Raw genomic sequence first — 17,635 nt, 5'->3', positions numbered from 1 at the left:
GGGGGAACACACCCGCGCCCCCCCGGGGTGACGGGGGGGGGGCCCGGGGCCCGGGGCCGCCGGGCCCCTCCCCGTTACCGATTCCGCCGGAATCCGCGTCCGCCTGCTCAGGCCTCCGACGCGGCGTCGACCGGCTCCTTGGCGCCCACCGGCGCGCCGTCGCCCGCGGGCTCGGTCGCCGCGGAGCCGCCGAGCTTCTGCTTCACGAAGGCGATCGCGAGCACGATCGCGGCGACGAGCAGCGACAGCAGTACGGTCTCGCGTCCGTCGTGTTCCGTGTCGGTCAGCATGTAGCCGAGGACGAAGACGATCAGCGCGGCCGTCGCCCAGGTCAGGTAGGGGTACAGCCACATCTTCACGACCAGCTTCTCCGGCGCCTCGCGCTGGATGATCTTCCGCATCCGCAGCTGCGAGAAGCAGATGACCAGCCAGACGAACAGGGCGACCGCGCCGGAGGAGTTGACGAGGAAGAGGAAGACCGAGTCCGGGAACTTGTAGTTGAAGAAGACGGCGACGAAGCCGAAGACGACCGAGACGACGATCGCGGCCATCGGGACACCGCGCGAGGTGGTCTTCGCGAACACCTTGGGCGCGTCGCCGCGCTCGCCGAGCGAGAACGCCATCCGGGAGGCCGTGTAGAGCCCGGAGTTCAGGCAGGACAGCACGGAGGTCAGCACGATGAAGTTCATGATCTGACCGGCGTGCGCGATGCCGAGGGAGTCGAGGGCGGCGACGTAGGAGCCCTTGTCCTTGATGGAGGGGTCGTTCCACGGCAGCAGGGACACGACGACGAGGATCGAGCCCAGGTAGAAGACGCCGATGCGCCAGATGATGCTGTTGGTGGACTTGGTGACGGCCCGCTGCGGGTCCTCGGACTCACCGGCGGCGAGGGTCGCGATCTCGCTGCCCATGAAGGAGAAGACGACCAGGAGCACACCGGTGAGGATCGCGCCGGGCCCGTGCGGCAGGAAGCCGCCGTGCTCGCTCAGATTCCCCAGGCCGGCCTTCGGGGCGTCGACACCCGGCAGCACGCCGAAGATCGCGAGCCCTCCGACGATGATGAACGCGCCGATCGCGACGACCTTGATCCCGGCGAACCAGAACTCGAACTCGCCGTACGAGCCGACGGAGACCAGGTTGGTCGCGGTGAGTACGACCATCACGATGAGCGCCCAGCCCCACTGCGGTACGCCGGGCATCCACCCTTCGAGGATCTTGGCTCCCGCGGTCGCCTCGACGGCCAGCACGACCACCCAGAAGAACCAGTACAGCCAGCCGATCGAGAAACCGGCCCAGCGTCCGAGCGCGCGGTCCGCGTGCGCGGAGAACGAACCGGAGGTCGGGTTCGCGGCGGACATCTCGCCGAGCATCCGCATCACCAGCACCACGAGCGTGCCGACGAGGGCGTAGGAGAGGAGGATTCCGGGGCCCGCGGTGGCGATACCGGAGCTGGAGCCCACGAAGAGGCCGGCTCCGATGACGCCACCAATGGCGATCATGGTCAGATGACGGTTCTTGAGGCCGGCCTGGAGGCCCGAACCGGGTTCTCCGGGGCCTCCGGGGCCGCTTGCGGCCTTTGTGGGGGTCGGCTGCGAGGTCATGAGGGGGGATTCCTTTGCGCCGGGTGAGCAGATTCCCGTACGAGCGGTGTACGGGCCCGAGCGGGTCCTTGTAGGGACCCTGTAACGAGCCGGTCCAGTGAATCGGAGGCAAAGAGATTCGTGAACCTTTGAATCCGGATCGTTACTTGAGGTTTCCTTGAGGTTTGTAGTGTTGCTCACAGTTTTCGCTGGCGGCACCCGGCAAGGTCGATCCGAAACGGCCGTGTCACACTCGGACCATGCGCGTGTATCTCGGCTCTGATCATGCCGGTTTCGAACTCAAGAACCACCTCGTCGAGTGGCTCAAGGCTGCCGGGCATGAGCCCGTCGACTGCGGGCCCCTCATCTACGACGCCCAGGACGACTACCCGCCGTTCTGCCTCCGCGCGGCGGAGCGTACGGCGGCCGATTCCGAGGCGCTCGGCATCGTGATCGGCGGCTCCGGAAACGGGGAGCAGATCGCGGCGAACAAGGTGGACGGGGTTCGTGCCGCGCTCGCCTGGAGCGAGGAGACTGCGTCGCTGGGGCGGCAGCACAACGACGCCAACGTGGTGGCGGTGGGTGCGCGGATGCACTCGCAGGAGGAGGCGACGAAGTTCGTGGAGGTCTTCCTCTCCACGCCGTTCTCCGGTGACGAACGCCACATTCGCCGCATTGACATGCTGTCGGCCTACGAAAAGACCGGCGACCTCCCGCCCGTCCCGCCCCACCACCCCCAGCAGGCCTGAGCCTTCGGCCGCGGGCGGGCGGGGGTTGCCCGCGCAGTTCCCCGCGCCCCTAGGGGATCGGGGCTGCGCCCGGGATCCCCCGGCCGCCCTTCGTTCTTCGGCCGCGGGCCGGTGGGGGCTGGACGCGCAGTTCCCCGCGCCCCTGAAAGCCCTCACCCCGGCCCGTCCCTTGAGGGCAAGCCCACCCACCCTGGCCCGCATCTCCAAGCGGAGCCCCTGGGGATGGGACGGGTAGGGGCGGAGGGGGCGAAGCGACCCCCGAGCCGTCGACGCCGTGGAAGACACTGCCGCACGAGGAGGACCCCGTGCCCGAGGGGCACACGATTCACCGGCTGGCCGAGGACTACGAGGCCAGATTCGCAGGCGGGCCCACCCGCGTCACCAGCCCCCAGGGCAAGTTCACCGACGCCGCCGCCCTCCTCGACGGCACCCCCCTCGAACACGCCGACGCCCACGGCAAACACCTCTTCCTCGCCTTCCGCGCCGCCGACTGGATCCACATCCACCTCGGCCTCTTCGGCAAGGTGAACTTCGGCGACGCCCCCGCCCCACCCCCCACCGACACGGTCCGCCTCCGCCTCGCGAACGCCACGTCGTACGTCGACCTCCGCGGCCCCACCACCTGCGCCCTGATCACGGACGACGAGAAGCAGGCGATACACGCCCGCCTCGGCCCGGACCCCCTCCGCGCCGACGCGGACCCGTCGGCGGCGTACCACCGCGTCTCCCGCAGCCGTACGACGATCGCCGCCCTCCTCATGGACCAGAAGATCATCGCGGGCGTCGGGAACGTCTACCGCGCAGAAGTCCTCTTCCGGCACGGCATCGATCCGTACCGCACGGGGAAGGACATCACCCCGACGCAGTGGGACGCGATCTGGACGGACCTGGTGGCACTCATGCGCGAGGGCGTCCGTAACAATCGCATCGACACCGTCCGCCCGGAACACACCCCGGAGGCCATGGGCCGCCCACCACGCGTGGACGACCACGGCGGCGAGGTGTACGTGTACCGCAGGGCCAACCTGCCCTGCCATATCTGTGGCGGCGAGATCCGCACCGCCGGTCTCGCCGCCCGCAATCTCTTCTGGTGCCCGACCTGCCAGAACAGCTGAACCGGGACTGCCCCCTGGGCCCTAGAACCCGTGGGGCAGCCAGGGCGCGACGGCCGACAAGAAGCCCACCGAGGCCTCCGCGAGCGCGCCCTGCCGCAACTCCCGCACCCGCCCCGCCGCCGCGAGCGAGGCCAGGGACACCCCGCCGAGATACGCCGCCCCCAACTCCCGTACGGACAGCGCGAGATCGGCGGCGTCCGACGTACGCACGCAGGTCGCGCCCTTGGTGTCCCCGGTGAGCCGCCAACGCCCCTCGTTCCAGGGGCAGAACACGTCCGCCACCTCGAACACCACGTCCACCGGCGCCTGATACGTCCGCGCCTCCAGCGCGGCACCGACGTCCACGAGCCGCACATGCAGCGCGTCCCGCATCCGCACCGCGCAGCGGCGGATGTCGGACACCATGTACTGCCACGCCTCGTCGACGGGGCGACCATACGCGTGCAGCGTGGACGTCAGGTCGATCTCGAAGAGGAACCGCCACAGCGCCGCGTGCGTTGCCGGGTCGAGCGCCTCCAGTTGGTCGAGGCGGACGGTGAACCCGGCCCCGCGGTGGTCGCCGTCCTGCTTGATCCGGTACCGGGCGTAGCCCACGACCTCGCCGTCCCGCTCGGCCACCACGCACTGCAACGGCGACGCCCCGTCCCGCTCGCTCTCCGGGTCGAGCAGCATCGCCCGGTCCCAGTCGGGCCGCCGCGCCAGCATCCCGGGCCGGCCCGGGACCAGCCGCGCGTACACCGCCTCGCAGGCGTCGAGCACATCGGCAGGCGCGGCGTACCGCAGACGTACGTCATCGGTGCCGGGCGGTACGGACAGACGTACCCGGGTCGTGTCGATCTCGACGTTGTACTGGTGGGTCGCGATGCCGTAGCCGAACCGGCCGTAGATCACCGGCTCCGACGCGGTCAGCACGGCCAGCGGTTCGCCCCACGAGCGGATGTCGTCCAGCTGCCGCCGCATCATCGACCTGAGCAGCCCGCGCCGCCGGTGGGTGGCCGCGACGCTCACCATCGTGATGCCCGCGGCCGGTACGGAGGTGCCGCCGGGGACGGTGACCCGGAAGGAGAACGCCCCCGCGGTGCCCACACACTGGTCGCCGTCCCAGATCCCCAGGAAACGGTCGTACTCTGTGAGCGCGTTCATCACCTCGCGCTCCTCGGACGACTCCGGTACGCCCCCGAACGCGCGGACCAGGTTGTCGTACCACGTGTCCCACTCGGGCTGCCGCAACACCCGCAAGTCAGTCGTCATACGCCATGACTACCAGGGCAATGCGGTACGAGCGAGGGAATTTCCCCCACCTCCGGAGGCGGCGTTCACTGTGATGTTGAGCGCTCGGACGGGGGACAAGTGGGACCTCCCGTGCCAAGCACCTGGTCCGATGGATAGGGTCCCGAACTAATGGCAGCAGGACGAGAGCGGCGCGCGGAAGCCGAGACGTTCACGGCCCGGTTGAAGAAGCAGTGGCACCGGGCCCGCACCGGCGTGCGCAGATCCGCCGTCGACTACTTCCGCGGCGACGGTTCGGACTGGATCGCACTGGCCGGTCTGCTGCTGACCATCCCCGTGATCGCGGCCACGACGCTGATGAACTCGGTCTGGTGCTCCCCGGCCGCGCTGGTCCTGCCGATCGTCGCGGGCGGCCTTCTGCTGCGCCCCGCCAGCCTGCTCGGTCTGTACGCGGCCGCCGCCACCGCGCTCATAGTGGAGTCGGTGAAGCTGGGCCCGTACACCGAGGGCCCCTCCCGGGTCACCCCGGGCGTGGTCCTGGTGGTCGCGGCCTGCGGCTTCTTCGGCCTCCTGATCGCCCAGTTCCGCAGCCGGGTCGGCGTGCCCTGGCGGCGCGGCGGCACCATGCTCTTCGACCTGCGCGAACGCATCCGGGTGCAGAGCAAGCTGCCGGGCCTGCCGCTGGGCTGGCACCGGGAGATGGCGTTGCGCCCGGCGGGCGGTCAGTCGTTCTCGGGGGACTTCGTCGTGGCCGCACGTACGAACAGCGGCCGAACGCTCGAAGTCGTTCTGACCGACGTGTCCGGAAAAGGGATGGATGCGGGGTCGCGTGCCCTGCTCCTCTCCGGAGCATTCGGCGGCTTGTTGGGATCGCTCCCACCCCACGCCTTCCTGCCCGCCGCGAACGGCTACCTCCTGCGCCAGGACTGGGACGAGGGCTTCGCCACGTCGATCCACCTGGTCCTGGACCTGGACTCCGGCGACTACGAACTCTTCTCCGCCGGGCACCCGCCGGGCCTTCAGCTCAGCGCGGGCAGCGGGCGCTGGGAGGAGAAGGCCGCGGAGGGTCCGCTCCTCGGGGTGTACGACGGTGCCCAGTTCGACCCCGTCAAGGGTTCCCTGCGGCCCGGGGACGTCCTGATGCTCTTCACGGACGGTCTGGTGGAAACCTCCGACCGTGACATCGTCGAGGGCATCGACCGACTCACCGGCGAGGCCGACCGCTATGTCGCGGGCGGTTTCCACGGCGCCGCGTGGCACCTCATCGAGGCGGTCGCCAAGGACGTCAACGACGACCGAGCCCTCCTCCTGATCTGCCGGGACGGCGCCACGGCAACCCGCTGACGACTCCGCGTCCCGCCCGCGGGCGGGTGGGGTTCTCCCCACCCTGAGTCGGCGGTCCGCCTCATGGTCCCACCCCCCTCCACATCCGTACGTTCGAGACATCACCCGAGCGAACAGACGAATGCGGCGGAAGGACGGACCCACCATGGGCCTGCGGAAGAAGCGCCACGAACACGCGAACGCGGTCGCGGCCGGCCCGGGCCCGACCACCGACTGGGCCGTGGAGCTCCGCGGCGTCCGACGCCAGTACGGCCGTGGCGGCAACACCGTCCACGCCCTGCGCGGCCTCGACCTCGCCCTCCCCCGCGGCAGCTTCACCGCGATCATGGGCCCCTCGGGCTCCGGAAAGTCCACGTTCCTTCAGTGCGCGGCCGGCCTCGACCGCCCCACTGCCGGCACCGTCCACCTCGGCGGCACGGACATCACCGGCATGAGCGAGAACAAGCTGACCGCCCTGCGCCGCACCCGCCTCGGCTTCGTCTTCCAGGCCTTCAACCTCCTCCCCTCCCTCACGGTCGAACAGAACGTCGTCCTCCCCACCCGCCTGGCGGGCCACCGCCCCGACCGCCACCGCGCCGCCGAGGTCCTCGCCCAGGTCGGTCTCGCCGACAAGGCCCGCCGCCGCCCCGGCCAGCTCTCCGGCGGCCAGCAGCAACGCGTCGCGATCGCCCGCGCCCTGGTCACCCGCCCGGACGTGGTGTTCGCGGACGAGCCGACGGGAGCCCTGGACACGACCACGGCCGCCGAGATCCTCGGCCTGCTCAGGGGAGCCGTCGACGGCCTCGGCTCGACGGTCGTCATGGTCACCCACGACCCGGCGGCCGCCGCCTGGGCGGACCGCGTCCTGTTCCTCGCCGACGGCTCGATCGCCGACCACCTCGAACGCGCCTCGGCCCAGCACATCGCCGCCCGCATGACATCGCTCACCACCCCCGCGTACGCCCGAGCGGCAGCCTGATGACCAGGTCCGCACGCCTCCCCAACGGTCTCGCCCGCGCCGCCCTCCGCTTCAGGCCCGCCGGTTTCGTGGGCACGTTCGTCGCGCTCGCGATGGCCGCACTCGTCGTCGCGGCCTGCGGCATCCTCCTGGAGACGGGCGTACGGGCATCCGTGCCGCCCCAGCGCTACGCCCACGCCCCGGTCGTCGTCGCCGCCGACCAGCGGGCCCATCTCGTCAGCGGCCACGGGGAGGACCGCGAGGACGAGACCACCCAGGTCCCGGACCGGGCCCGCCTCGACAACTCCCTCGTGGCGAAGGCCGCTTCGGTACCGGGAGCGCGTACGGCGATCGCCGATGTGACCTTCCCCGTCCAGGCCGACGCGCACGAGACCGGTACCGCGCACAAGACCGGTACCGCACACGAGGCCCGTACCGCTCATGGCTGGGGTTCCACGGCCTTCACCGGCGAGAAGGTCGTGGCCGGCCGCGCCCCAGGCCCCGGTGAGGTCGTCCTTTCCGACGCCCGGGGCAGGGCCGTCGGCGACCGCGTCACGCTCACCACCGCCGACGGACCCCACACCTTCCGTGTCTCCGGCACGACCGCCCCACAGCCCACGCCCACCGTCTGGTTCACCGACGCCGAGGCCGTACGCCTCTCCACGTACCCGGGCCGGGTCGACGCCATCGCCGTCCTCCCCAAGGACGGCGTCCGCGCCGAGACGCTGAAGTCCGAGGTGGCGCGGGTCCTCGGCGCCTCCTCGGACGCGCGGGTGCACACCGGCGACGACCGGGGCGCCGTCGAGAACGCCTCGCTCGCCGAGGCAAGGGAACTGCTCACCGGGCTCGGCGGCTCCTTCGGGGGCGTCGCCACCGTGGTCGCCGTCTTCACCGCGGCCGGTACCGTCGCCCTCTCGGTGGGCCAGCGCCGCCGTGAGTTCGCGCTGCTGCGCGCCATCGGCACGACCCCGCGGCAGATCCGCCGCACGATCGCCACCGAGGCCCTGCTCGTCGCCCCCGCGGCGGGAGTGGTCGGCTGCCTCCCCGGTATCGGCCTCGCCCACTGGTGGTTCGGACAGCTGAAGGACAAGGGCGCGGTCCCGGAGGCCGTCGAACTGTCCGTCTCGTACATCCCGCTGCTCACCGCCGTGGGCACCGTGCTGCTCACCGCGCTGTTCGCGGGCTACATGGCGGCCCGCCGTTCCTCGCGGATCAAACCGGGGCTCGCGCTCGGCGAAGCATCCGTGGAACGGCTGCGGCCGGGCTGGATCCGTACGCCGCTGGGGCTCGCGGCGGCGGCCGGCGGCTTTGTCTGCGCGGGCCTCGCCGCCTCGCTGACCGGGGAGGACGCGGCCAACGCGGCGCTCGGCGTGGTCATGCTCTTCATGCTGGCGGTGCGTTGCTCGGGCCGCTGGTGGCGCGTGTCTGCGCCGCACTGTTCGGGCTGCCGCTGCGCGGCGCGGGCGCCTCCGCCGTGCTGGCCGCCGCCAACTCCCGTACGAACGCTCGCCGGCTGGCCTCCGCGATCACCCCGATCGTGCTCGCCATGGCCTTCTCCTCGGTGCTCGTGTTCATGCACACGAGCGAGGAGCGGGCCACCCAGGAGCAGCAGCGCCGCGGGATCGTCGCCGATCACATCGTCACCTCGGACACCGGCCTCGCCCCGGACGCGGTGGCACGGGCCGCCCGCACGCCCGGCGTCACCTCGGCCGTGGGCCTGTTGAAGACGGCGGTACTGGTGCCGGTGAGCGGCTCACTGGAGTCGGCCACCGCCCAGGGGGTCACCGGATCCGTGCGGGAACTCGCCGCCGTCCAGGACCTCGACGTCCGGCACGGCACCCTCTCCCTGAAGCCGGGCGAGGTCGCGATGGACGCCTCGCTCGCGGACAGCGCCCACGCCGGGGTGGGCGACCGGCTCACGCTCCGCCTGCCCGACGGCACCAGGGTGTCCCCGAGGCTCGTGGCGACGTACGGCCGGGGCCTGGGGCTGTCCCAGGTCACGTTCGCGCGGGCCGACCTGGCGCGTCACGTGACCGACTCCTTCGACAGCGAGATCTGGACGAAGGGCGGCACGGCGGCCGGTCTCTCCGGGCTCGGCACGGTCCTCGACCGCGCCGAGCACACCATCGCCGAGTCCCGGGACCGTGCGCTCAACGCGTGGGCGAACACCGTGATGGCGGCGGTGCTCGGCGGATTCGCGGCCGTCGCCGCCGCCAACACCCTCGTGATGACGGTTCTCGACCGGCGCGACGAACTCGGCACGCTCCGGCTGATCGGCTCCACCCGCCGCCAGGTGCTGCGCATGATCCGCTGGGAGGCCCTGCTGGTCGCCCTGGCCGGCATCGTCCTCGGCACGGCCATCGCGCTCGCCACGCTGGTGCCGATGATGAAGGGGCTGACCGGGCAGGGACCGTACATCCCGCCCCTTTTGTACGGGTCCTTCGCCGGGGCGGTTGTCATGCTCGGTCTGACGGCGGTCACCGTCCCCGCCCGCGCGGCGCTGCGGCGGGAGACACTGGAGGGGTGACGCAGACTCTCCTGACCCTGGCCGAAATAGAGGCCCTCGCCCGTACGGCGCATGCCGCCCAGACCGACAAGGCGGGGCGGCCGTACACCGAGCACCTGCAGGCCGTCGCGGACGGGGTCCGTGAGCGCGGGGGCGACGACGAGCAGATCGCGGCGGCCTGGCTGCACGACGCCGTCGAGGACGACGTGCTCTCCGAGGACTGGCTGCGCGAGGCCGCGCTGACCGGGCGGACGAAGGACATCGTGCTCGCGCTGACCAAACGCGAGGGAGAGCTCCCGGAGTCGTACGCGAAACGCATTCGTACGACTCCGGGAGCTCTCGTGGTCAAGGCCTCGGACCTGGCGCACAACGCCGATCCGGCCCGGCTCGCGGTCCTCGACGAGCACACCCGCGCGCGGCTGACCAAGAAGTACGCCGCGATGCGGGCGCTGCTGGGACTGCCGCCGGGCTGACAGCGGCCGTACCGGGTCGACGGTGGCTACGCCGGGGTCCTGGCTCGTTCTCGGGCCAGCTCCGTGGCGTCCCGCTTGAACGCCCACTCCATGCTGGGCTCCATCGCGAAGCGGAAGACCCGCCGGACCGGCGCCGTGCACAGCAGGGTGACGGCCACGCCCGCGACGAGGGTCACGAAGATCTCGCCGAGCGGCCGATGCAGCCACTTGTGGTCGAACCAGCCCCAGTAGTCGCCGCCCTTGACCAGGAAACCGTGCAGCAGATAGCCGTACAGCGTGCCCGCGCCGAGCGCGGTGAACCACGTCCTGCGGCGCGGCACCCAGGCGAAGAAGCACGCGGTGAGCACCAGCGAGCAGCCGAGGAGAGCGAGCACCATCACGGGGCCGACCCACCAGGGGACACCCAGCTCCTGGGCGCTGTCGCGGTGGTAGAACCAGCCGGGGTTCATCCGCGGCACCGCCCACCAGCTCACGACCAGCGCGGTGGCGAACACCGGCACCGACAGGATGCGCACCTCGCGGCGGCGCACCAGCTGGAAGTGCTCGGGCTTCATGCACAGGCCCAGCACGAAGAACGGCAGGAACTGGAGGGTCCGCTGCAGATCCAGGTCGTCACCGATGGACGGTGAGGTGGTCGCCAGCATGGCCACGAGGAGCGCGAGCGGAAACGGCCAGCGGACCAGCTTCCACAGCGGCGTCGTCAGCCGCCAGATGAACAGCGCGCACAGGAACCAGGTGAGGAACCAGGGGTCGAGCAGGCTGACCGGCAGCGAGGGATCGTCGTCGGCCCAGCGCTTGAAGAGGACGTACGCCACTTCGAAGACGACGTACGGCACGGCGACGCCGGTGACCAGGCGCTTCAGCCGGTCGGCGCGCATGTCGAAACTGCGGGAGAAGTAGCCGGAGATGATGATGAAGGCCGGCATGTGGAAGGCGTACACGACCATGTACGCGGCTTCGAGGACGCGGCTTTGACCCTTCAGGGGCTCCCAGGCATGGCCCATGGCCACGAGCACGATCGCCAGGTACTTGGCGTTGTCGAAGAAGGCGTCACGCGGTGTGCCGGGCTGGGTGGCGGTGGCGGCCGTGGGGGCGGTGGCGGCCGTGGCGCCGGCCGGCTTCGAAGTCCGGTCGGACGGCAGGCTCGGGGCCGAGCGCGCGGTCGGCACCCCCTCCACCGGCCGCTCTGCCGGGGGGAGCGGCGTTCGGCGGGGACCGTTCGGGTGGAGCGAGTTCGTCACGAAGCCTCCCACCAGAAACCGCGGGGAGCGGAGGGAGCGGAGGAGACGATCCAGGACCTTGCTGCTCTTGCGGGGGACGAGGCGGCGTGGAACATCTGAGGCACCCTAGCGTTGTCTGTGTGTCTTCGTAAAACTCCTGGCGTTATTCCTGCTTATCACGTGTGAGTTCGTCCGTGAGTAACGTTTCGAGTACCCCGGATTTGAGGATTTCCCCTTACCGCGTGCGACAGTTGTGGCGTCGTTCTGTCCGTATTCGTCACGACTAATTGGGGCATAACACTCGCGGGCGACTCTGGTGAAATGTCCAGTCTTCGGTGTCTTCGAGGTCATCTTCCGGGCGCCCTCTGGGGTTTCTTCGCCGCGCCTGTGGCAACAATTGGAAATTCCTGCGAACGGGATGTGTGGACACGGCAACGATCCCTCGGAATTTCCCCTGCGGGCGCACGGTCGAATTACCGTACGGGGTCGCACAGTTGGTCCGTCACGGGAGGGTGGGGGAGTGCGGTTCCCGGACGGCCCCGACCGACGATGTGTCACCTGCGGCATACGGGGGCCGCGTTGGTGGCACGATGGTTCTGGCGGGGGTGTGCGGGGCTGCACCCCCGGGCCGGGAGAGCGGACCGACCGTAGGGTGTGATCAGTTGTGGCCATTTCGCTGTCAGTGGTACTGCTGTTGGCGATCATCCTCGTGGTGCTGATCCGAGGGGGGTCGATCAAGGCGGGGCCCGCCATCGTCGCGGTGCTCTTCGGCTTCTTCCTCGCATCGACCGGAATGGCTCCGTCCATCCAGCGGTTCCTGGACTCGATAGCGCAGACGATCAACTCGATCAGTTTCTGATCCCTGGTTCTGATCTCCGGGCGGGACGGGCCGACGCCTTCACCGCCCCCATTCGTGGACGCGGACGCGACGGCCGCGCCCCGGGCCGACCGCGCTCTCCATGCCGGCTCGATCAGCGATCCGACCGACCGGGAAATCCCCCGGCGATCCGATCGGTCGGCAAAACGACCGGCGAAACGATCGGTGATCCGACCGGTGGGCAAACCGACCGGCGATCCGACCCGCCCGGAAAACGATCAGGGCCGGGCCGGAGGAGTGATCCTCCGGCCCGGCCCTGAGCCGTATGGAGCGGGCGACGGGAATCGAACCCGCGTAGCTAGTTTGGAAGACTAGGGCTCTACCATTGAGCTACGCCCGCACAGAGAGCACCGCAGGTCAGTGACCCCGGCACAGGAGGCATCGTAGCGGGTCGCACCCCGTCCCCGCACACCCCGTTCCGCGACCCCACGGGCGCTCGTGAAATGCGGCAGCCGCGCTGTCTCCGTGCATGTACCCTACGTGTCGCACCGACGGGGTGTGGCGCAGCTTGGTAGCGCGTCCGCTTTGGGAGCGGAAGGCCGTGGGTTCAAATCCCGCCACCCCGACCACCAGCCGGTTCCGGCGACACGTCAGGCGACGGATCAGGCGAGAGAACAGATGCCCGACAGTCGATGGCCGGGATCGCAAGATCGCCTTTTGGGGCGTGTACCGCCTGCGGTTACTATGCAGGTTGCGCGCCCGTGTGTCTGCACTGTTACGTCTCTCAAGGGCCGCGAATCCGCTGAGGCTCTGCCTGATCTCGGCAGAAACACACAGCAGAACCCCGCAGCAGTACCCCCAAGAAGTCAGCCACAAGGAGACCGAACCGTGAAGAGCGCCGTGGAGAACCTGAACCCGACTCGGGTTCGGCTCACTGTTGAGGTGCCCTTCGAGGAGCTCAAGGACAGCCTCGACGCGGCGTACAAGAAGATCAACCAGCAGGTCACGGTGAAGGGCTTCCGGAAGGGCAAGATCCCGGCGCGCGTCATCGACCAGCGGTTCGGTCGCGGCGCCGTGCTCGAAGAGGCCGTCAACGACGCGCTCCCGAAGTTCTACACCGAAGCGGTCAACGAGGCTGAGCTGAACGTCCTCGGCCAGCCCGAGGTCGACATCACGGAGCTGAAGGACGGCGAAACGCTGAACTTCACCGCCGAGGTCGACATCCGCCCGACCATCGAGATCCCGGACTACTCCGGCATCGAGGTCGAGGTCGACGCAGTCGAGGTCGCCGACGAGGACATCGAGAAGGCCGTCGAGGAGCTCCGTGAGCGCTTCGCGTCCACCTCGCCGGTCGAGCGCGCCGCCCAGGACGGCGACGTCGTCACGATCGACCTGGAGGCCAAGGTCGACGGAGAGGTGCTGGAGGACGGCGTCGCCTCCGACGTGTCCTACACCATCGGCTCCGGCGAGCTGCTGGACGGCATCGACGAGGCCGTGAAGGGCCTGGAGGCCGGTGGCGAGGCCACCTTCGCCTCCGAGCTCAAGGGCGGCTCGGCGACCGGCAAGGAGGCCGAGGTCACCGTCAAGGTCACCCAGGTCGCCGCGCGCGAACTGCCCGAGCTCGACGACGACTTCGCCCAGCTCGCCTCCGAGTTCGACACCCTCGACGAGCTCAAGGCGGACAGCCGCAAGCGCCTCGAGAACATGAAGCAGTACGACCAGGCCACGCAGGCCCAGGAGCGTGTCCTGGAGAAGCTGCTCGAGCTGGTCGAGGTCCCGGTCCCCGAGAAGCTGCTCGAGGACGAGATCAACACCCGTAAGCACAACCTCGAGCACCACCAGCTCGGCCAGATGGGCCTCGACCTCGAGAAGTACCTGGAGATCCAGGGCAAGACCGAGGAGGAGTTCGACGCCGAGACCAAGGAAGCGGCGATCAAGGGCATCAAGACCCAGTTCGTCCTTGACGAGCTCGTCAACAAGGAGAAGCTGAACGTCAACCAGGAGGAGCTCACCGAGCACCTCATGCGGCGTGCGGCCTCCTCCGGCATGTCCCCCGACCAGTTCGCCCAGGCGGTCGTCGAAGGCGGCCAGGTCCCGATGCTGGTCGGCGAGGTCGCCCGCGGCAAGGCCCTCGCGGTCGTCGTCGAGGCCGCCACGGTCAAGGACACCAACGGCGAGGTCGTCGACCTCGACGACGAGGAGGACGAGACCGAGTCGGCCACCGAGGTCGTCGCCGAGGTCACCGACGGTGACGAGGCCTCCACCGAGGCCTCCGAGGAGAAGCCCGAGGCGTAAGCCAGCGGCGCTTCAGCAGCTGTACGACGGCCCCCGAGGACACTTGTGTCCTCGGGGGCCGTCGGCCTTCAGGGGCGCGGGGAACTGCGCGCTCAGCCCCCACAGAGCCGCAGGCGCGTCTGCCACGGACGGTCCATCGGCGGGTGCGGCTTGTGGTGGGTCGCTCGCGCAGTTCCCCGCGCCCCTGCAAGGGCGCGGCCCCGCCAAACCCCCTGTCCAACCCAGCGGAGCGCATGCGCTCACAGCGAACAGTTCCTTCTGCGGGATTCCCCGGAGGGACCCGCGCGTTAGGGTCCATGAATACGAGGGCAGGGGAGTCCCCGAAGCCGCCCCGGGCGGTTGTCGCACCGGGGTCCCACGCCCCCAGCAGAAGACGTGAGACGGCCCGGCGCCGTCGTAAGACGAGCAGGTGGATACGTGACGAATCTGATGCCCACAGCTGCCGGCGAACCCTTCGGTGGTGGCCTCGGCGACCAGGTCTACAACCGACTGCTCGGCGAGCGGATCATCTTCCTCGGCCAGGCGGTCGACGATGACATCGCCAACAAGATCACGGCGCAGCTGCTGCTCCTTGCCTCCGACCCGGACAAGGACATCTACCTCTACATCAACAGCCCCGGCGGATCGATCACGGCCGGTATGGCGATCTACGACACCATGCAGTACATCAAGAACGACGTGGTGACGATCGCCATGGGCATGGCGGCCTCGATGGGTCAGTTCCTGCTCAGCGCGGGCACCCCCGGCAAGCGCTTCGCCCTGCCGAACGCCGAGATCCTGATCCACCAGCCCTCGGCCGGCCTCGCGGGCTCCGCGTCGGACATCAAGATCCACGCCGAGCGGCTGCTGCACACCAAGAAGCGGATGGCCGAGCTGACCTCCTTCCACACCGGTCAGACGGTCGAGCAGATCACTCGTGACTCGGACCGCGACCGTTGGTTCGACCCGATCGAGGCCAAGGAGTACGGCCTCATCGACGACATCATGCCCACCGCTGCCGGTATGCCGGGCGGTGGCGGCACCGGGGCGGCGTAAGCCCCTCAGCGCCCCCCAGGGCGGCGTGTGGCCCTCTGCCGCTCTCCGGGCACCCCCTGTGCCCCGGAGCGGCGCAGACGGCCCTCCAGCGCCCCCAGCCGACCGCCCCAGGCTCTTACAGGCTCTTCAGGAGACACAGTGAACGACTTCCCCGGCAGCGGCCTCTACGCCCGCACGCAGGCCGAGTACACCGGTCCTCGTGCGGAGTCCCGCTACGTCATCCCGCGCTTCGTCGAGCGCACCTCGCAGGGCGTGCGTGAGTACGACCCGTACGCGAAGCTGTTCGAGGAGCGTGTGATCTTCCTCGGCGTGCAGATCGACGACGCCTCAGCCAACGACGTCATGGCGCAGCTGCTGTGCCTGGAGTCGATGGACCCCGACCGTGACATCTCGGTCTACATCAACAGCCCCGGTGGCTCGTTTACGGCCCTCACGGCCATTTACGACACGATGCAGTTCGTGAAGCCCGACATCCAGACGGTCTGCATGGGGCAGGCGGCCTCGGCCGCCGCGATCCTGCTGGCCGCCGGCACGCCGGGCAAGCGCATGGCGCTCCCGAACGCCCGCGTGCTGATCCACCAGCCGTACAGCGAGACCGGCCGCGGCCAGGTCTCGGACCTCGAAATCGCGGCGAACGAGATCCTCCGGATGCGCGCGCAGCTGGAAGACATGCTGGCCAAGCACTCGACCACGCCGATCGAGAAGATCCGCGAGGACATCGAGCGCGACAAGATCCTCACCGCTGAGGACGCGCTCGCGTACGGCCTGATCGACCAGATCATCTCCACCCGCAAGATGAACAGTTCCGCGATCGTCTGACGTATCGCTGTATCGTCTGCCGCTCGTCTGTCGCCCGTTGGCGCGGTTCACGACAAAGTGAACCGCGCCAAGGGGGGCCCGAACGGGGGGCTCGGCAAGGTACCGTCGGACATAAGGCAGCACCAGGAGCCGCTGGACCTAGGCGTCTCCCAGGCGAAGGGGAAGCACACCGTGGCACGCATCGGTGACGGCGGCGATCTGCTCAAGTGCTCGTTCTGTGGCAAGAGCCAGAAGCAGGTCAAGAAGCTCATCGCAGGCCCCGGTGTGTACATCTGCGACGAGTGCATCGATCTCTGCAACGAGATCATCGAAGAAGAACTCGCGGAAACGAGCGAGGTCCGCTGGGAGGAGCTCCCGAAGCCCCGCGAGATCTACGAGTTCCTCGAGGGGTACGTGGTCGGCCAGGAGTCGGCCAAGAAAGCCCTCTCGGTCGCGGTGTACAACCACTACAAGCGGGTCCAGGCCGGTGAGAACGGCGGCGGTCAGAACCGGGACGACGCCATTGAGTTGGCGAAGTCCAACATCCTCCTGCTGGGCCCCACGGGCTCCGGCAAGACTCTGCTCGCCCAGACGCTCGCGCGCATGCTCAACGTCCCGTTCGCCATCGCCGACGCGACGGCGCTGACGGAGGCGGGGTACGTCGGCGAGGACGTCGAGAACATCCTGCTGAAGCTCATCCAGGCGGCCGACTACGACGTCAAGAAGGCCGAGACGGGCATCATCTACATCGACGAGATCGACAAGGTGGCCCGTAAGAGCGAAAACCCGTCGATCACGCGAGACGTGTCCGGCGAGGGCGTCCAGCAGGCGCTGCTCAAGATCCTGGAGGGCACGACGGCCTCCGTTCCGCCCCAGGGCGGACGCAAGCACCCCCACCAGGAGTTCATCCAGATCGACACGACGAACGTCCTGTTCATCGTGGGCGGCGCCTTCGCGGGCCTGGAGAAGCTCATCGAGTCGAGGGCGGGTGCCAAGGGCATCGGCTTCGGCGCGACGATCCGCTCCAAGCGCGAGCTCGAGTCCAAGGACCAGTTCGAGGCCGTCATGCCCGAGGACCTGGTGAAGTTCGGCATGATCCCCGAGTTCATCGGCCGGCTGCCCGTCATCACCTCGGTCCACAACCTCGACCGGCCGGCGCTCCTCCAGATCCTCGTGGAGCCGCGCAACGCGCTCGTGAAGCAGTACCAGCGCCTGTTCGAACTCGACGGCGTGGAGCTGGACTTCGAGCGCGAGGCCCTGGAAGCCATCGCCGACCAGGCGATCCTCCGCCAGACGGGCGCGCGGGGCCTGCGCGCCATCATGGAGGAGGTCCTCCAGGCGGTGATGTACGAGGTTCCCTCGCGGAAGGACGTGGCGAGGGTCGTCATCACGGCGGACGTCGTCCTGTCCAACGTCAACCCGACGCTGATCCCGCGCGACGCCCGCGGGCGCGGCCCGGGCGAGCAGAAGACGGCGTAACCGCCACCGCACGGACGTACGGCGAAGGGGCCCCGGTCAACCGACCGGGGCCCCTTT

At 69.5% G+C, this 17,635-nt stretch carries 13 protein-coding genes, 2 tRNA genes and 1 pseudogene; 12 read left to right on the top strand and 4 right to left on the bottom strand.

Annotated features, from left to right (window positions below; translation table 11 throughout):
- Positions 1-107: 107 nt before the first annotated feature.
- Complete coding sequence (locus ACIRA5_RS07755; protein WP_403688363.1) at positions 108-1,601, bottom strand: amino acid permease; 1,494 nt, start codon at positions 1,599-1,601, stop codon at positions 108-110.
- A gap of 239 nt (positions 1,602-1,840) precedes the next feature.
- Here ACIRA5_RS07755 and ACIRA5_RS07750 point away from each other — a divergent pair, with 239 nt between their 5' ends.
- Positions 1,841-2,329: a ribose-5-phosphate isomerase gene (locus ACIRA5_RS07750; protein ID WP_352046242.1), complete on the top strand. Its 489-nt coding sequence runs from the start codon at positions 1,841-1,843 to the stop codon at positions 2,327-2,329.
- A 305-nt stretch (positions 2,330-2,634) separates the two neighbouring features.
- Complete coding sequence (locus ACIRA5_RS07745) at positions 2,635-3,444, top strand: Fpg/Nei family DNA glycosylase (protein WP_403688360.1); 810 nt, start codon at positions 2,635-2,637, stop codon at positions 3,442-3,444.
- A gap of 21 nt (positions 3,445-3,465) precedes the next feature.
- On the opposite strand, the gene ACIRA5_RS07740 is transcribed toward ACIRA5_RS07745, so the two are convergent.
- A complete protein-coding gene (locus ACIRA5_RS07740; RefSeq protein ID WP_403688357.1) occupies positions 3,466-4,695 on the bottom strand; it encodes a GNAT family N-acetyltransferase in 1,230 nt (409 codons plus the stop codon).
- A 150-nt stretch (positions 4,696-4,845) separates the two neighbouring features.
- Between ACIRA5_RS07740 and ACIRA5_RS07735 the strand changes: the two genes are divergently transcribed.
- The 4 genes and pseudogenes from ACIRA5_RS07735 (at position 4,846) to ACIRA5_RS07720 (ending at position 9,934) form a co-directional block, all read left to right on the top strand.
- Positions 4,846-6,018 carry a PP2C family protein-serine/threonine phosphatase gene (locus ACIRA5_RS07735; RefSeq protein ID WP_095854682.1) on the top strand — a complete coding sequence of 391 codons (1,173 nt, stop codon included), beginning with the start codon at positions 4,846-4,848 and terminating at the stop codon, positions 6,016-6,018.
- A 145-nt stretch (positions 6,019-6,163) separates the two neighbouring features.
- Positions 6,164-6,976 carry an ABC transporter ATP-binding protein gene (locus tag ACIRA5_RS07730; protein WP_403688354.1) on the top strand — a complete coding sequence of 271 codons (813 nt, stop codon included), beginning with the start codon at positions 6,164-6,166 and terminating at the stop codon, positions 6,974-6,976.
- A pseudogene (locus tag ACIRA5_RS07725) lies at positions 6,976-9,482 on the top strand (ABC transporter permease). Before ACIRA5_RS07730 ends, ACIRA5_RS07725 begins: the two are co-directional and overlap by 1 nt.
- Positions 9,479-9,934 (top strand): HD domain-containing protein, encoded by a 456-nt coding sequence (locus ACIRA5_RS07720; RefSeq protein WP_403688352.1) that lies wholly within the window; start codon positions 9,479-9,481, stop codon positions 9,932-9,934. The pseudogene ACIRA5_RS07725 and the gene ACIRA5_RS07720 overlap by 4 nt, the downstream one beginning before the upstream one ends.
- 26 nt (positions 9,935-9,960) lie before the next feature.
- Here ACIRA5_RS07720 and ACIRA5_RS07715 read toward each other — a convergent pair whose 3' ends face one another.
- Entirely contained in the window at positions 9,961-11,175 is a 1,215-nt protein-coding gene (locus tag ACIRA5_RS07715; RefSeq protein WP_403688350.1) for an acyltransferase family protein, read from the bottom strand.
- A gap of 643 nt (positions 11,176-11,818) precedes the next feature.
- On the opposite strand from ACIRA5_RS07715, the gene ACIRA5_RS07710 reads away from it, so the two are divergent.
- Entirely contained in the window at positions 11,819-12,013 is a 195-nt protein-coding gene (locus ACIRA5_RS07710) for a hypothetical protein (RefSeq protein ID WP_054231893.1), read from the top strand.
- Positions 12,014-12,297: 284 nt separating this feature from the next.
- On the opposite strand, the gene ACIRA5_RS07705 is transcribed toward ACIRA5_RS07710, so the two are convergent.
- Positions 12,298-12,371: transfer RNA gene (locus ACIRA5_RS07705), tRNA-Gly, on the bottom strand.
- Between the two features lie 152 nt (positions 12,372-12,523).
- Between ACIRA5_RS07705 and ACIRA5_RS07700 the strand changes: the two genes are divergently transcribed.
- The 5 genes from ACIRA5_RS07700 to clpX all read left to right on the top strand — a co-directional run bounded on the left by ACIRA5_RS07700 (position 12,524) and on the right by clpX (position 17,578).
- Positions 12,524-12,600 (top strand) — tRNA-Pro (locus ACIRA5_RS07700).
- 259 nt (positions 12,601-12,859) lie between these two features.
- A complete protein-coding gene (gene tig, locus ACIRA5_RS07695) occupies positions 12,860-14,266 on the top strand; it encodes a trigger factor (protein WP_403688348.1) in 1,407 nt (468 codons plus the stop codon).
- Between the two features lie 429 nt (positions 14,267-14,695).
- Positions 14,696-15,301, top strand: a complete 606-nt coding sequence (locus ACIRA5_RS07690; RefSeq protein WP_266421778.1) for an ATP-dependent Clp protease proteolytic subunit — start codon at positions 14,696-14,698, stop codon at positions 15,299-15,301.
- 138 nt (positions 15,302-15,439) lie between these two features.
- A complete protein-coding gene (locus ACIRA5_RS07685; RefSeq protein WP_054231896.1) occupies positions 15,440-16,120 on the top strand; it encodes an ATP-dependent Clp protease proteolytic subunit in 681 nt (226 codons plus the stop codon).
- A 171-nt stretch (positions 16,121-16,291) separates the two neighbouring features.
- Positions 16,292-17,578: an ATP-dependent Clp protease ATP-binding subunit ClpX gene (gene clpX, locus ACIRA5_RS07680; RefSeq protein ID WP_054231969.1), complete on the top strand. Its 1,287-nt coding sequence runs from the start codon at positions 16,292-16,294 to the stop codon at positions 17,576-17,578.
- Positions 17,579-17,635 lie beyond the last annotated feature (57 nt).

It is taken from the genome of Streptomyces sp. NPDC096311 (assembly GCF_044763085.1).
GTDB lineage: Bacteria > Actinomycetota > Actinomycetes > Streptomycetales > Streptomycetaceae > Streptomyces.
This window is presented reverse-complemented; position numbering and strand designations above follow the sequence as displayed.

Coding starts and splice junctions, on each gene's coding strand:
- ACIRA5_RS07755 (WP_403688363.1), bottom strand. CDS start 1,601: ATGACCTCGCAGCCGACCCCCACAAAGGCCGCAAGCGGCCCCGGAGGC.
- ACIRA5_RS07750 (WP_352046242.1), top strand. CDS start 1,841: ATGCGCGTGTATCTCGGCTCTGATCATGCCGGTTTCGAACTCAAGAAC.
- ACIRA5_RS07740 (WP_403688357.1), bottom strand. CDS start 4,695: ATGACGACTGACTTGCGGGTGTTGCGGCAGCCCGAGTGGGACACGTGG.
- ACIRA5_RS07735 (WP_095854682.1), top strand. CDS start 4,846: ATGGCAGCAGGACGAGAGCGGCGCGCGGAAGCCGAGACGTTCACGGCC.
- ACIRA5_RS07730 (WP_403688354.1), top strand. CDS start 6,164: ATGGGCCTGCGGAAGAAGCGCCACGAACACGCGAACGCGGTCGCGGCC.
- ACIRA5_RS07690 (WP_266421778.1), top strand. CDS start 14,696: ATGCCCACAGCTGCCGGCGAACCCTTCGGTGGTGGCCTCGGCGACCAG.